This is a genomic window from Oscillatoria sp. CS-180 (assembly GCF_028330965.1).
Lineage (GTDB): Bacteria > Cyanobacteriota > Cyanobacteriia > Phormidesmidales > Phormidesmidaceae > Halomicronema.
In genome coordinates, this window is the sequence record NZ_JAQMUB010000088.1 from 221744 (window position 1) to 235724 (window position 13981).

12 protein-coding genes and 1 tRNA gene are annotated in these 13981 nt (G+C 49.0%); 5 read left to right on the top strand and 8 right to left on the bottom strand.

Features of this window, described 5'->3' with window-relative positions:
* Nucleotide 1: 1 nt before the first annotated feature.
* From PN498_RS23065 to PN498_RS23085, 5 genes are all read right to left on the bottom strand, one after another.
* Nucleotides 2-2263, bottom strand: a complete 2262-nt coding sequence (locus tag PN498_RS23065; protein WP_272065765.1) for a transglycosylase domain-containing protein — start codon at nt 2261-2263, stop codon at nt 2-4.
* A gap of 127 nt (nt 2264-2390) precedes the next feature.
* Nucleotides 2391-2906, bottom strand: a complete 516-nt coding sequence (lspA, locus tag PN498_RS23070; RefSeq protein ID WP_272065766.1) for a signal peptidase II — start codon at nt 2904-2906, stop codon at nt 2391-2393.
* Between the two features lie 5 nt (nt 2907-2911).
* Nucleotides 2912-3556 (bottom strand): biotin transporter BioY, encoded by a 645-nt coding sequence (locus PN498_RS23075; protein WP_272065767.1) that lies wholly within the window; start codon nt 3554-3556, stop codon nt 2912-2914.
* Between the two features lie 44 nt (nt 3557-3600).
* Nucleotides 3601-4530 (bottom strand): ion transporter, encoded by a 930-nt coding sequence (locus tag PN498_RS23080; protein ID WP_272065768.1) that lies wholly within the window; start codon nt 4528-4530, stop codon nt 3601-3603.
* Nucleotides 4531-4779: 249 nt separating this feature from the next.
* A complete protein-coding gene (locus tag PN498_RS23085; protein WP_272065769.1) occupies nt 4780-5538 on the bottom strand; it encodes a DUF4114 domain-containing protein in 759 nt (252 codons plus the stop codon).
* A gap of 793 nt (nt 5539-6331) precedes the next feature.
* Here PN498_RS23085 and PN498_RS23090 point away from each other — a divergent pair.
* Together PN498_RS23090 and PN498_RS23095 are read left to right on the top strand one after the other, a co-directional pair.
* The gene (locus PN498_RS23090) at nt 6332-7348 is read left to right on the top strand and encodes a sirohydrochlorin chelatase (protein WP_272065770.1); all 1017 of its coding nucleotides are present in this window, start codon (nt 6332-6334) and stop codon (nt 7346-7348) included.
* A gap of 86 nt (nt 7349-7434) precedes the next feature.
* Nucleotides 7435-8868, top strand: a complete 1434-nt coding sequence (locus tag PN498_RS23095) for an MFS transporter (protein ID WP_272065771.1) — start codon at nt 7435-7437, stop codon at nt 8866-8868.
* A gap of 188 nt (nt 8869-9056) precedes the next feature.
* Here the strand turns inward: PN498_RS23095 and PN498_RS23100 are convergent, their stop codons facing one another.
* Nucleotides 9057-9758, bottom strand: coding sequence for a DUF433 domain-containing protein (locus PN498_RS23100; protein ID WP_272065772.1), 702 nt, complete (start codon nt 9756-9758; stop codon nt 9057-9059).
* A gap of 346 nt (nt 9759-10104) precedes the next feature.
* A tRNA-Gly gene (locus tag PN498_RS23105) sits at nt 10105-10175 on the bottom strand.
* 129 nt (nt 10176-10304) lie between these two features.
* On the opposite strand from PN498_RS23105, the gene egtC reads away from it, so the two are divergent.
* The 3 genes from egtC (at nt 10305) to egtD (ending at nt 13476) form a co-directional block, all read left to right on the top strand.
* The gene (gene egtC / locus PN498_RS23110) at nt 10305-11120 is read left to right on the top strand and encodes an ergothioneine biosynthesis protein EgtC (RefSeq protein WP_272065773.1); all 816 of its coding nucleotides are present in this window, start codon (nt 10305-10307) and stop codon (nt 11118-11120) included.
* A complete protein-coding gene (locus PN498_RS23115; protein WP_272065774.1) occupies nt 11068-12354 on the top strand; it encodes an SUMF1/EgtB/PvdO family nonheme iron enzyme in 1287 nt (428 codons plus the stop codon). Before egtC ends, PN498_RS23115 begins: the two co-directional genes overlap by 53 nt.
* 66 nt (nt 12355-12420) lie before the next feature.
* Nucleotides 12421-13476, top strand: a complete 1056-nt coding sequence (gene egtD, locus PN498_RS23120; protein ID WP_272065775.1) for an L-histidine N(alpha)-methyltransferase — start codon at nt 12421-12423, stop codon at nt 13474-13476.
* An 84-nt stretch (nt 13477-13560) separates the two neighbouring features.
* Here the strand turns inward: egtD and PN498_RS23125 are convergent, their stop codons facing one another.
* Nucleotides 13561-13980 (bottom strand): peptidylprolyl isomerase, encoded by a 420-nt coding sequence (locus PN498_RS23125; protein WP_272065776.1) that lies wholly within the window; start codon nt 13978-13980, stop codon nt 13561-13563.
* Between the last annotated feature and the right edge of the window lies 1 nt (nt 13981).

A 13981-nucleotide genomic window follows, 5' to 3' on the forward strand; every position in this document is an offset into this window, starting at 1 on the left:
GCTATCTCACAACCTCATCCATGTAGTTACCCCATAGCTCAGCGGCTTGACCACTACTGCCGTCAGTGGGGGTGTTGTCATCATTGCCTAGCCAAACCCCCGTGACCAAATCTTGACTTGGGACAAAGCCAACAAACCAGAGATCGCGGTTGTCGTTGGTCGTTCCAGTCTTGCCAGCTTCTCCTAAACCGAGATAAGCATTGCCTCCGGTACCGCCCTGGACAACGCCCTGCATGAGGTTAGTCAATGTTTGAGCAACGTCAGGGGAAATAACTTGTTGATTCGTGTTGCCCGTTTGTCCAAATTCATAGATGATACGGCAACTGTTGGCATCATTGGGATCAGTACAATCGCTGCTGTCCAAAACACGACGAATGCCATGGGGTGGATTCCAAATTCCTTCGTTGGCGATCGCTCCAAAAGCTCCCGTGAGCTCTAGCGGCGTTACCTCACTCTCGCCTAGGACCAAGCCCGGAGCGGGATTTAAATCACTTTCAATGCCCATTCTCTGAGCCTGCCGCACCACAGAATCAAGTCCGACTTCTTGAGCGATACGGAGTGCCACAACGTTTTCCGAGAGAGCTAACCCACTGTACATATCCAGAGGACTGCCCCCTGAACGACAGCCCTCAAAAAACTGCCCGCGCCAGTTCAAACCATCACAGCCAAAGCTTTGACCCGGTGAAATATCGTCTTCCAAAGCAGCAGCGTAGGCAAACACCTTAAAGGTAGACCCAGGCTGTCGTAACGCTTGGGAAACGCGATCAAACTGGCTGGTCTGATAGTCAACACCGCCGACATAAGCCCGAATTTCTGACGACTGACTATCTAACGTGACGACGGCTCCTTGACTGTAGTTGAGACCAGCACCATTGCTCAGCACATCCGAGGTCAGCGCGTTTTCAGCATCAGCCTGCATATCAAGGTCAAGGGTCGCTTCGACGATGAAGTTACCTTCCCGAGCCAACCCTTCTCCTAAAACCGCTTCTAGCTCTTGGAAAATGTAGGTGTAAAAATAGGGAGCACGGATACTTTGCAATTCTTCCCGCGCTGAGGGACTAATCTCGATACGAGATCGCCGGGCCCGCCGAGCGTCTTCTGCGCTAACCATGCCTAACGCAGTCATGCGATCTAGAACGCGATCGCGGTAGTCCACAGCTGCCTCGTAGTTTTGCACAGGATTGAACGCATTGGGAGCTGGCAGAATGCCCACCAAAGTAGCTGCCTCAGAGAGCGTCAAATCACTGGCAGATTTGCCGAAATAGAACTGGGCAGCATCTTCAAACCCGTAGAGATTGCCCCCCAGATAGACCCGATTGAGATACAGCAATAACAAATCGTCTTTGCTGTAAAAGCTTTCTAGCTTGAGCGCCACGATCGCTTCTCGGATTTTGCGACCAGCGGAGTCATCGGTACCGACATATTCGCGATAGACACTACGGGCAAGCTGTTGAGTAATGGTGCTGCCCCCTTCTCGAATCTCGCCCCCCCGAATGTTAGTCACCAGGGCACGGGTAATACCGATAGGATCAACACCAAGATGCCAGTAATAGCGGGTGTCTTCTGAGGCAACGACCGCTTTCGGTAAAAAGGCAGAATAATCAGCAATGCGCTTTTTTTCCTGGTGAGCTTGGGTCGGCTCGGGTCGTAGCGGGATCACATCACCGCCCTCTTCGGCATAAATAATCACCGGCCCCTGCACGGAGTCAGGAATTGGACGCATGGGAATTTTGGGCCATTCTAGGCCGACAATCCAAGCCCCCAAAATCGCTGTAATTCCTGTAAAGCCATAAAGACCATATTTCAGTCCCTGTAAATACCAAGGCGGAGGTTCTGCATACCGTAGGGTGACTCCGTCAGCTAAGTCAGCAGGCCCTAACGTTAATACATCACCGTGCTGGAAAACCCAATAGTTCAGCCTTTTTTTGCCGCGATAAATGCCGTTGGTTGATTTCTTGTCTTTAATAACGAAAGGACGACCTGGACGGTTCGGGTCACGAGTGAGGGAAGCATGAACCTGGCTAACAATTGGACTGCCGACAACAATGTCGCTACTTTGGGAACTGCGGCCTAGCAGGTAGCGATCGCCCAGCAGCGGGAATTGCTCAACTTTGCCCTGGTAATTCACTTCCAAAAGGGCAGGCTTAGCCCCAGTCTTAAGAGCAATCTTCGAGAAATCAATGTTCTGCTGAGCAGATTTAAACGCCTGGGTAACGTTACCTAGAAAGGTGCGTGGCGGTGTCGGCGGTTTAGACGAACTCATACGCGCACGATAAAGGAACTTGGCTTTGTTGTAGCAAACAACTCGGCCCTATTCTACTAATCCTAACGAGTTGGTTACGGAAAGGAGAGTGACAGAGATATTTGCGGTCTAACGATTTTTGTAAAAGCTATCTGTCGCGACGCACTACCTTTTTGCCATTGCCGTTGCCATTGCCGCTATCGTCAGCAGCCCGGAAGGCTGCAATGATCAGGCAGGCAATCCCAATGTTGATACAAACATCGGCAATATTAAAGATAGGAAAACGGATCAAACGAAAATCAAGAAAATCGACGACCTCGCCGTTGAAAAAGCGATCGATGCCGTTACCCAACGCACCACTCAGGATCAGCCCATAACCGACTTGTTCCCAACGGTTTGCCAAAAGGACCCATAGCCCCAACGCGATCAAAGCTAAGCTAACGATTAGCGACAGCCAACGTAGCCATTCGCCGTTATCACTAAATAAGCTGAAAGCTGCCCCTGTATTGGTGACATAAGTAAAGTGGAAAACGCTAGGCCAGAGCGGAATGGTTTCTGGGGGAAACGTAAGCTCAAAGTTGTTGACAACCCAAAGCTTGGTGAGCTGATCTAGCACTAGCCCAATGATTGCAGCAATCCAGAAAAGCGGGTTTTTGAACCTCATAAGCATTAATAAAACAAGATTTGGCGCAGCAAATACGCCAGTACAGAGACAGCACACACCATGATTAATTGCCCTGGCAAAGGCGCTAGCGAATAAGCAAAAATGGCATCCCAAGCGGGAAAGGCAACTTGTTCCAGCCAGCTCCCGAGGGACGCGATCGCTAAATACAACAGTCCGAAACCGTGGACAATCCCTAGACCACAAACACCACTAAAGGCCAAGGTCTCTAGTTTAGGTCTTTCTTGAAAGGCAAGATAGCCACAAACCCAAGCTGCTGGAATAAAACCGACCAAATAGCCAAAACTCGGCTCACGCACGTAACCAAGTCCGCCTCCCTGCGTAAAGATAGGCAACCCAAAAACCTGAAAGAACAATAATCCTAGAGTCAAATAGGCAATTTGGGCAAGAGCTGCTGCATTTTTGCCACCGACACAGGCCGTTAGTAGAACGGCTCCGACTTGAAAACTGACGCCCAGCGAATAGATTTGAATTCCGGTTGCATTCCAGTCCCAAGGGGCATTGGTGATGAAGGCTTCCAACCAAGTTGCCGTGATGGTGAGCACCAAGCCAATTAAGGCCCATATTAAATCGAGTGGAGATAATGCCCGCTGTTGCTTATCCATCGCTTGTTGCACCAGTGCAAAAGGCATATTCTATCGCCCTATGTAGGAGAGGTTGAGAAAATGCAGAGATTTTAATCAGCGTCGTGGGGAGAGGATCTTGGTGAATTGGTCGGCTTGCTCCAAGCCGATTCTGGAAGATCAACCGTTGGTCTAGGCGCAAACGGCATCGAGGTCGATGTAATCGTGTCCTGGCGATCGCTCTTAGACATTTGAGGCGCTGCATCGAAAGCAGGCAGTGATTCCCCACATCGCTTACAAAAGCGAGCATCCGGATCGTGTACCGACCAGCCACAGTTCGAGCAGGGGATCTGAAGCGACTGAGAGACTTTGAGGATCTGCCGAATCAGGTTGCCAAGCTGAGTGGGGATCAGAGCAATACCCGTCAGAATCATCAGAATCGTACACAACCGACCTGCGTCTGACACAGGCGTAATATCGCCATACCCCACCGTCGTCATGGTAACGACCGCGAAATAAGCAGCGTCTAAAAAGGACGTGAAGGTGTCGGGATTGTAGCGCTGCTCGACCTGAAAAATAATCCCTGCATAAATAAAAATGATGGCAAACAAGGTAGAGACAATGCGGACAACGGCCAGCGTATCCGCCGCAGTGAATCGTCCTAGGATGGCGCGATCGCCCAAAAATCTCGCTAACCTCAAGACTCGGAGCCAGCGCAGCAACCGCACGAAGCGCATGTCCAAGAATCCCAGGACAAATGGGCAGATTGCAATCAGATCAACTAATCCGTAAGGACTAAAGACATAAGCCCACCAGCGCTCTGCTATCCATATGCGGAGCAGATACTCCACCGCAAAAATGCTCAGAATTGTCCAGTCTAAACCGTTAAGAATTAAGCGCAGCTGATCAGGAACTTCATACGTTTCTACAACAAAAATGACAGCCGATAGAAAAATAAGAACTGCGATCGTGCCTGTAACCCATTCTCCCTTGGCTCGATTGGTGTCATCAAGATAGGCTGAGATCGTTTGCTTCAAGGGCATTGGTGAATTGACGTTGCTGTGCAACAGGCATCGCAATGTCGCTATGTTACCTAGGAACGATCCTAGATGAACATTCGCTCGGTTTACAACAGTTGTGGTTTTGGACAAAGCGAAATGACGGTTGAGCGTCTTTCATCCCAAAAGGGTCAAGTTGCTTAAGACAACTTGACCCTTTTAGAGACTTTACGATAGCGGATCCTTGAATTGACGTTTAGACCTCTACTAGTCAGCCTCCGTGAGGCAGCTTGTTTAAGCTAGTGTGCTGGAGCGCTTACGGCGAATCATCACTCCGACGGCTCCTAAACCCAGCATTGCGGTAGTACTAGCAGGTTCAGGGACCTCCACCAGATCATCGGCGCTATCAGAGACGCCTCTGACAACTAAGACAACATCGTTGAAGTCGCGATCGCCACCATTTGGCAAGTCTTCGAATCCCATGAAGGTATAGCGCTCACCTGTTTTTTCATCAACATGACTGAACGCTGTGATGTGGTTAATGCCGTCACTATTTTTGCTAGCATCAGCTCCGTATAGGTTATTCCGAGCATTTGGATTGCGATAACCATCAGAGGCAATAAAAAGATCGAACTGAGCAATTTCTGGCAGCCCGTCAAAGTCATTGATTACTAAGCCCTCTCCATAGCTCATAGAACCACCGCTGCCTCTTTTAGAAGCATTCTCAAACAGAATTTCAGGCTCAGCACCGTCAGCAGAAAATAGAATCTGATTTTTGTATCCGGCTCCCTCATGAATGAAATAGACTTCTACCCCCTTCGCTGTGTTGAAAAGCAAATCATTCGCATCTAAAGGTGTTAGCTGATTCTCTGCAAGGTGATTTCTTTCCTGGTTAACGGAATTCCGAAAAAAGCGAAATAGCTCTTGATTTTGCTCTTTCAAGTTCTGAGCTTCCGTTACGTTAAATGTAAATGCTTGAGCTTCTGTCGCCATCAGGCTTGTTGATAGAAGTGCTGCGCCTAGAAAAAAGTGCTTAAGAAATTTGACTTTCATGGGGATACTCTCACTGAACTATGTCTAAAAAGTAACTTATTGATGTAATAGACCGAAGCGATTTGATTCAACTTATTCAAAAAATCAGAAATGGTTCTATTTTCACAAGAATAGTCCTTAAAAGACTTATCCAGGTTGTCCTAAAAGTATTTTATTAAGGTACTTCTACTGTTTTCAAATAGAGTTTAAAACGTTCTTAAAATGTGTTGTAGATATAATCACATAACATCGCTTATCTTCGACATCAACGCTGGAGCTAAGAACGTAAAAATACCTTTACTTGTTCTCAGCAAAAGGGGTAATTAGTCTAAACGTTAGTTATAATTACTGAAATGCGTCCATTATCAAATATGCTGAAATATGTTGACTTTTGATCAGTAGTCAATCTGAATGACTCTTTCTTGATCACAGCTGATGGGGAGCCTGTTAGGTTTCAAGTGGCCTGCATGGCCAACCTCACGAGAAGGTCAAGTTCTACATTCCCCCTTTTTATTACAGGGAAGAGGCATGCAGGGTAAAGGCTTTGAAGGTGACATGCTCCCCAACTAACGTCTAATAACTTATCCGTACTGATACAAAGACCAGGCTAAGATAGCAGAGCAAAATTGATGCCGTTATCTGTGGGGAAAGTTCGGTGCGCAGGAGTTACCTGCTAGTCCGACGCTGTGCCGCAACTGTGATAGCCAAAGCTGAAACTTGCCCATTTAGAGTTTCAACTCTGCTTAAGTCAGAATGCCGACTCGTAACGTTGTGTCTTCACCACCTGCGATGCACAGGACTGGAGAAAATTTGAATGACTGCTTTAATTCTGAAAGACCCTAGCACCCTTGATACGGGTTATCGTTTAACCTTACCGCCGCTGCCGGAACAGAGATCGCTCCTACTCATTGGTCACGGCAGCCGTGATGCCCAAGGTCGCCAAAACGTGTTAGATTTTGCGGCGGCTTATCAGGCATTGGATACCGCTCGCCCCGTTATCCCGTGTTTTCTAGAGCTGACAGAACCGACGATTCAAGACGGCGTTGAGCGTTGTGTCGCTGAAGGGTACACCGATATCTCTGTATTGCCTATCCTGCTGTTTGCCGCTCGTCACAATAAATTTGACGTCACCAACGAGCTGGATCGCGCCAGATCACGCCATCCTCATGTGCGGTTTCACTATGGTCGTCATTTTGGACTCGCGCCGGAGATCCTCGATTTGTGGCGAGATCGCCTGGCTCAGCTTGATCATCCTGACCACAATTCACGCCGTATCAAACGTCAGGATACCGTTTTACTCTTCGTTGGACGAGGGGCCAGTGATCCTGATGCAAATGGAGATGTCTACAAGCTGGCCCGTCTTCTATGGGAAGGCAGTGGCTACAACACTGTTGAAACGTGCTTTATTGGCATCACGCATCCTCGGTTGGAAGAGGGATTTCGGCGATCGCGTCTTTATCAGCCCAAACGTATCATTGTGCTGCCTTACTTCCTATTTACAGGAGTCCTGATGAAGAAAATTCAGGCGATCGCTGCCCAACAGCAGTTGCTTTTTCCTGAGACTGAGATTGTTTGTTTACCAGAAATGGGAATCCATCCTCAGTTGATGGCCGTGATGCGGCGTCGTGAAATCGAAACTCAGCTGGGCACAGTTGCGATGAACTGTGAACTGTGCAAGTTTCGCCTGTCGGCCAATAAGTCTGGCGAGTCTGGGCATCATCACGATCATCATCATCACGCCGATCATCATCACCATGCTCATCCTCATTTATCGGAGGATCCTTACGCCGAACCCGACAAATATCATGACCGCGCTTGGCAGGTACCCTAATCTGTAGAACAGCTTTCTCTCCAGAGGCGGGAATGTGAGTTTGACGCTATCCACTTCAACGATCGCTTCAGCAGGACTAACCCTTTTTGCGTAATTCCATTGTTTTTCGATTGCCCAAGCTGATAGCGATCGCCCTGCATCGCCTCAATCAGAGCCGCGTTTTGCAGCCCAATTTCCCCTTTCAACCGGCTCAGTTTCCCATCTTCTACGGCTGGGTGATTCTCATCGCTACCACCGTAGGAATTCTCATGAGCATTCCCGGGCAAACCGCCGGCGTGAGCGTGTTCACAGACCCACTCCTGAGAGCAACTGGGCTTTCTCGGTTAGCACTTAGCAATGCCTACCTCATCGGCACTCTCACAAGCGGACTGTTTTTGCCATTGGGAGGTGTTTTTATTGATCGGTTTGGGGCACGAATAGTTGTTATCGTCTCTTCGATTGGGTTAGGACTAACGCTGGTCTACTTGAGTGTGAGCGATCGCCTCGCCCAAGAAATTAGCGCAATCTTCTCTCTCAATTCATCCCTGCCCGTTGCCTTTGTTCTGCTGTGCATTGGCTTCGTTAGTCTGCGGTTTAGCGGCCAGGGCATGTTGACTTTAGTGAGCCGCACTACCGTTGGTAAATGGTTTGATCGCCGTCGGGGCATAGCTTCCGGTACTGCGGGCGTGTTTCTCTCCTTCGGATTTTCAGCGGCTCCCTTATTGCTCAGCTTTTTTATTGACGGTTTGGGATGGCGGGGCGCATGGTTGAGTTTAGCCGCCTTAGTCAGCATAGGAATGGGCAGCTTGGGCTGGCTACTTTATCGAGACAATCCAGAAGAATGTGGGCTACTCATGGATGGTCGGTTAGCATCTTTGGCAGAGGTTCCTGCATCTTCTACCGTTGAACCGACAGAACATTCTCAAGACATTCCAGCCCAACCACGCTCCTTTTCAACAGCCCACGATTTCACTCGCAGCGAAGCTTTAAAGACATTAGCATTCTGGTCCGTTACGTTGGCGCTAGCATCCCAAGCGTTGACCATTACAGGAATTACCTTTCACATTGTTGATATTGGGGCTGCTGCTGGGTTGCCGGAAAAACAAACTGTAGCCATTTTTCTCCCTATCGGTGTAATAGCGACCGTAACGGGCTACCTCATTGGGATTGCGTCAGATCGCATCCGCCTGAAGGTGTTGTTCATGGCCATGATGCTGTTCGAAGCAATGGGCGTAGCGAGTATGGCCCATTTGGATAATCCACTGTTGCGATTGCTCACCATTCTCGGCCTCGGTTTCACAGGCGGCTGCTTCGGTACCCTCTCGACAGTGACCATGCCCCGCTACTTTGGGCGACGACACCTAGGGGCGATCGCAGGCGTCGAGATGATGACGCTAGTCATTGCTAGCGCGATCGGGCCGTCTCTCCTAGCCATGTTCAACGAATTTTTTGGCAACTATCGTATGGGGTTATATGTCTGTGCAGGCATTCCACTCACCGTTCTGCTGTTGCTCATCCCCAGCAGCAATCCCCAGCGCTGAAACCAAATCTTGAAAGCAGGATATATAGCCCTGTGCAGCTTGGTTGAGTATGTCTCAGTGTCTTAAGGGAGCAGGAATCGGGAACAGGAAATGGAGTGCGTTTGTTGTGGAGGCTGGCTGTGTTGTTTTATTAATGAAGAAAACAGTTGGCTTGGGTTCCGTCTCTGCGGGGTTGAACTCCGTCTCTGTCATGCAGCGATGGGCAATTCACACCGAATGGCTTCTTCCACTTTGAAGCGATCGCAACGGTAATCTTCAGCCAAATCATCTATCGAGTCCCCAGCCCGATATCGCTCCGCCAAAATACTGGTCGGAATCCCTGTTCCCTCAACCACCAAACGACCAAATGAAATTCGTGGGTCAATCACCACAATGCGCGGATTATCTTCTTCATGGGTGCGAGTAAAGGGATACAGTTTAATCGCCAAACCCGAATCATCCGGTTCAATCCGTTCCAAATGAGCATTCAGTGCGATTTTTAATTGGCTTTGCCCATCATCCGAAGCGTTAATCAGTTCTCCATACCGCTCAATAAACAGGTCTACCCCATCAGTCCGAAACTCAGTATGGGCTAATGGGTGAGCTACAGGTAAGTTCTCTTCCATATAGTCGAGTGCCTTACGCACCTTACCCAAATCAATGTTGTGATGCTGACGGATTGCCCGCAGCACATGCACCTCAACCATGTTGGTGAAAGAGAGCAGCTTCGGCCTCCGATTTGGAATGGGGATCAAAGGCGCGAAGAATCCCTCCCCCTCAGCCTTTGGATACTTGCGACCTACCGTCCAAGAGCGAATTGTTGCTGCAGGAATACGTAAATACCGGGCAGCATCTCCAATTGAGTATGTTGGTATGCTCCTCGGGTCTAACTTGCCGTAGAGCTTGTTCATGCAACCACTCTCCTGAATTAAATAATAGATACTAGCCTGGTAACTTCGCCCTCAAACCTATCCTCGAAAACAAAGCATCTATTAAACTTGCAGACCACCTAGAATTTAGATTGGGAATTTTATGTTCCCACTTTTGTTGTCTTGTCTATATAAAGCTTTAAGTGAATCCGTTTTCATCAATCTCGGCACTGCCTGTATCGATGATGTCAATTTACAGTATGTGTGCTGTAAGCAGAGTCTCAGACTTTGTCGCAAATCAGAATCGCAGAACTAGAAGACAAGCTTTATGCAAGCCATATAAACTCTCTGAAATGAACGGCTTCAAAGAAGTTTTAGAAGTGTAATAAGCGGGTGGGGGGAATCGAACCCCCATCATTAGCTTGGAAGGCTAGGGTTTTACCACTAAACTACACCCGCATGGTGGACTATCAGATTAACACATGCCGCGATCGCCAACAGCCTGCTTCAAGAAACGGAATACCCTATGAGACCATGAAACAAGCCCGGACCAATGTTTGCAACACACTCCTCACTCTTCGCTAGCTTATGTGTCGTCTTTTAGGGTATTTAGGCCCACCGATTCAATTGGATTCGCTCCTGCTAGAACCGCCTCATTCTTTGATGGTGCAGTCCTATGCGCCGAAGGAACTGGAGGTTGCCAAACTGAATGCCGATGGTTTCGGCCTGGGCTGGTATCGCGCCACAGGCACAACCGAACCCTTTACCTATCGCAACATACTGCCGATTTGGAATGATCCGAATCTGGAACCGTTATGTCGCTACGTCACAACCGGTTGTGCGGTGGCTTACGTACGGAGCGCCACGCCGGGTCAGGGAGTGGATATCAGCAATTGCCAGCCGTTTCAATCCAATCCACTACTTTTCACGCACAATGGCTACATTCAGCGCTTTCGCAAGACGCTCTATCAACCTATGCGGCAAATGATGAGCGATCGCATTTATGCCGCCATCAATGGCAGCACCGATTCAGAACATATTTGGGGAGTGTTATTGACCGCTTTGGCCACTCAGCCAACGCTTTCCCTGAGAGAAGCGTTACAAATCGCAATAGAGAAATTAGCAAGGCTGGCAGCTGATTACGACGTTTCCGTAGCGGCTAACGTCTTAGTTAGCGATGGAGAACAATTGGTTGGCTCACGATTTGCGTCTCATAATCGTGCTCCTTCTTTATACTGGCTAAGAGACGATCCCCATTTCCCAGATGCCGTATTAGTGGCATCCGAACCCTTTTTCGATGGAAACTGGGCGTCCTTCGACGAATTTTCGCTGTTTACTATCACTTCAGATTGTGACATCCAGTTCCATCCCCTTGATCGCTTCAGCGGACTTAACGCCCACTGAACTACGACAAATTTTGAGGGCAAACTTGACTGCCTGCCGCCAAAGCACCTTAGGTTTAATTAACGTCCTAACTGACGCTGAATTTTCTCAGCAGGCGCATCCTGACTTCAGTCCTGTTGGTTGGCACTTAGGACATATTGCATTCACAGAATCTTTATGGCTGCTGGAGTATCTAAAGCGAGACAAGTGTGCCTATCCGCAGTATCAGAGACTGTTTGCCGCAGATGGATTACCAAAGACTGAACGCCAAGTTTTACCTAGTCTGGCAGAAATCTTGACGTTCATGGAGACGATTCGCGATCGCACTCTTACCTATTTAGAAACAGCTCCACTCCATCAACAGCTACGTCTTTGGCAGTGGATATTGCAGCATGAAAGTCAACATGCGGAAATCGCGACCTACATCCTTGCTCTGCATCGCCAAGAGCAGCCAATCTCTACAGCTCCCTGCACTGCTGAGGAAATTGCCATTCCCCTATCCGCCTCAAAAGATAATATGGTTTTTGTCGCTAGCGGGGAGTTTCCGCTGGGGCATGAATCTGTTGAGGCTTTAGATAATGAACAGCCTCAACGTGCTGTACAACTCACCGACTACTGGATTGACCGCACGCCCGTAACTGTGGCTGAATACAGTGAATTTGTTGCGGCAGGAGGCTATCAAAATAGCCAATGGTGGCATCCTCAAGGATGGCATTGGGTAGCAGCCAACGAAATCATGCAGCCCCTCTACTGGCGTCCTGAAGCAGAATGGGCTAACACTCCAGTCTGCGGTGTGAGCTGGTATGAGGCGGATGCTTATGCTTGTTTTGTGGGCAAGCGTCTGCCGACAGAAGCTGAGTGGGAGCGGGCTGCTCAGTGGCAACCTGCTACCGGTACTGTACAACCGATGCCTTGGGGAGATGCACCTGCTACAGTTCATCGAGGTAATTTCGATGGGGAGCGGGGAGGCGTGACCCCGGTCGGAGAATTTCCAGCAGGACGTAGCGCGGTGGGGTGCGACGACATGCTGGGCAACGTTTGGGAATGGACGAGCAGTTGGTTTGATGGCTATCCGGGCTTTACACCTTATCCCTACGCAGACTATTCACAAGCCTATTTTGACAAGCGTCATCGGGTCTTGAGGGGAGGCAGCTGGGCAACACGTCGCTGGGTATTGCGTCCTACCTTTCGAAATTGGTACCAACCAGAGGTGCGGCAACTCTTTGCTGGGTTTAGATGTGTGCTGTCTGCATAGTTGTTTTGTATAACAAGTGTCAAAATACTCGGGGGTTCGTCGCCCCTAGATGAATTACGTGACACTATGCCAGCTTCTTCTCATCCAACGTCTTTCTCCAGTGAAAAGCCGTCTAGGTTGCATAAGCCACCTGTCCTGTCTCGCGATCGCCTCATTATCGAACACCGTCTGACTGCTGAGAGCCATGACGCTGCTGTAGTGGGTCGAGACGTGATTGCAGGACTCTCGCAAACCCCCAAGTCACTACCGCCCAAATATTTCTACGACGATCAGGGATCCCAGCTCTTTGAAGCCATCACGGAATTGCCTGAATACTACTTAACACGCACTGAACGACGCATTTTGGAAACGTTTGCTGGGGCGATCGCCGATCAGGTCGGGGCCTGCGACTTAGTCGAGTTGGGCAGCGGTAGCTCTAGCAAAACTCGGATCCTGTTTGACGCCTATCAGCGAAGCACTACCCCGCTCCGATATATTCCTGTTGATGTCAGCAGTGGCATCTTGAAAGAAAGCACCCATGCCTTGCTAAATGAATATCCCAAGTTGACCATTCACGGTTTGATCAGTACCTACGAAGCGGCTCTAGCCGAATTGCCACCGGCAAAGCTACCTCGTCGCATGATTGCTTTTATTGGCAGTACTCTAGGCAACTTATCCCCCTTTCAAGCCCAGCAATTTTTTCAAAGTGTTAGTCAGGCTTCAGAAAGCAACGATTATTTTCTGTTGGGAGTTGACTTGCACAAAGACAGTGACGTACTCAACGCTGCTTACAATGACTCAGCAGGCGTGACTGCGGCATTCAACCTCAATATGTTGAGTCACTTAAACTGGCGTTTTCAAGGCAATTTTGATCTGTCGCAGTTTCGGCATGTTGCCCGGTATAACGAGCGCGATCGCCAGATCGAAATGTATATCGAAAGCCTACGATCGCAAACTGTGACCCTCAAGTCTCTCGATCTAGATGCCTCTTTCCGCGCAGGAGAGCGACTATTGAGCGAAATTTCTCGCAAATTCAATCTAGATGAGTTGTCTCAAGAATTGTTTAACCACGGGTTGACAGTGGTCGACACGTTTACTGACGAACAACAATGGTTCGCACTTATCCTCTGCAAAAAGCTCTAAGGGAAAGAATCCCGGTTTCTGCGGAGAACGACCTACGTCGGTCATATTGCGAGTGAGAAACCGGGATTCTTGGAAGCGGAGAGCCTACTGCTCAATCTTGACAGAGTTGATTTTGTCGCCTTGCTTGATGGAATTGACTACATCCATGTCTTCAGTCTTGCCAAAAACAGTGTGGACTCCATCTAGGTGAGGTTGAGGCTCATGGCAGATGAAAAACTGGCTACCACCCGTATCTGGACCTCGATGGGCCATTGAAAGGCTACCTGCAACATGCTTATTGTCGTTAATTTCGCACTTGATAGTGTAACCTGGGCCCCCGGTCCCCGTGCCCTTGGGGCATCCTCCCTGAATCATAAAATTAGGAATGACGCGGTGAAACTTTAAGCCGTCGTAAAAGCCAGCTTGAGACAAGTCCACAAAATTTTTGACCGTATTGGGAGCATCCGCATCAAACAGCTCCAGGTTGATGGTGCCCTTGTCGGTTTCCATAATTGCTCGGGTCATA

What these genes read in the sequence shown, in the direction of transcription:
- PN498_RS23085 (WP_272065769.1), bottom strand. Translation starts at nt 5,538, where the DNA reads ATGAAAGTCAAATTTCTTAAGCACTTTTTTCTAGGCGCAGCACTTCTA.
- PN498_RS23125 (WP_272065776.1), bottom strand. Translation starts at nt 13,980, where the DNA reads ATGACCCGAGCAATTATGGAAACCGACAAGGGCACCATCAACCTGGAG.
- egtC (WP_272065773.1), top strand. Translation starts at nt 10,305, where the DNA reads ATGTGTCGTCTTTTAGGGTATTTAGGCCCACCGATTCAATTGGATTCG.
- PN498_RS23075 (WP_272065767.1), bottom strand. Translation starts at nt 3,556, where the DNA reads ATGCCTTTTGCACTGGTGCAACAAGCGATGGATAAGCAACAGCGGGCA.
- lspA (WP_272065766.1), bottom strand. Translation starts at nt 2,906, where the DNA reads ATGAGGTTCAAAAACCCGCTTTTCTGGATTGCTGCAATCATTGGGCTA.
- PN498_RS23080 (WP_272065768.1), bottom strand. Translation starts at nt 4,530, where the DNA reads ATGCCCTTGAAGCAAACGATCTCAGCCTATCTTGATGACACCAATCGA.
- PN498_RS23090 (WP_272065770.1), top strand. Translation starts at nt 6,332, where the DNA reads ATGACTGCTTTAATTCTGAAAGACCCTAGCACCCTTGATACGGGTTAT.
- PN498_RS23100 (WP_272065772.1), bottom strand. Translation starts at nt 9,758, where the DNA reads ATGAACAAGCTCTACGGCAAGTTAGACCCGAGGAGCATACCAACATAC.
- egtD (WP_272065775.1), top strand. Translation starts at nt 12,421, where the DNA reads ATGCCAGCTTCTTCTCATCCAACGTCTTTCTCCAGTGAAAAGCCGTCT.
- PN498_RS23065 (WP_272065765.1), bottom strand. Translation starts at nt 2,263, where the DNA reads ATGAGTTCGTCTAAACCGCCGACACCGCCACGCACCTTTCTAGGTAAC.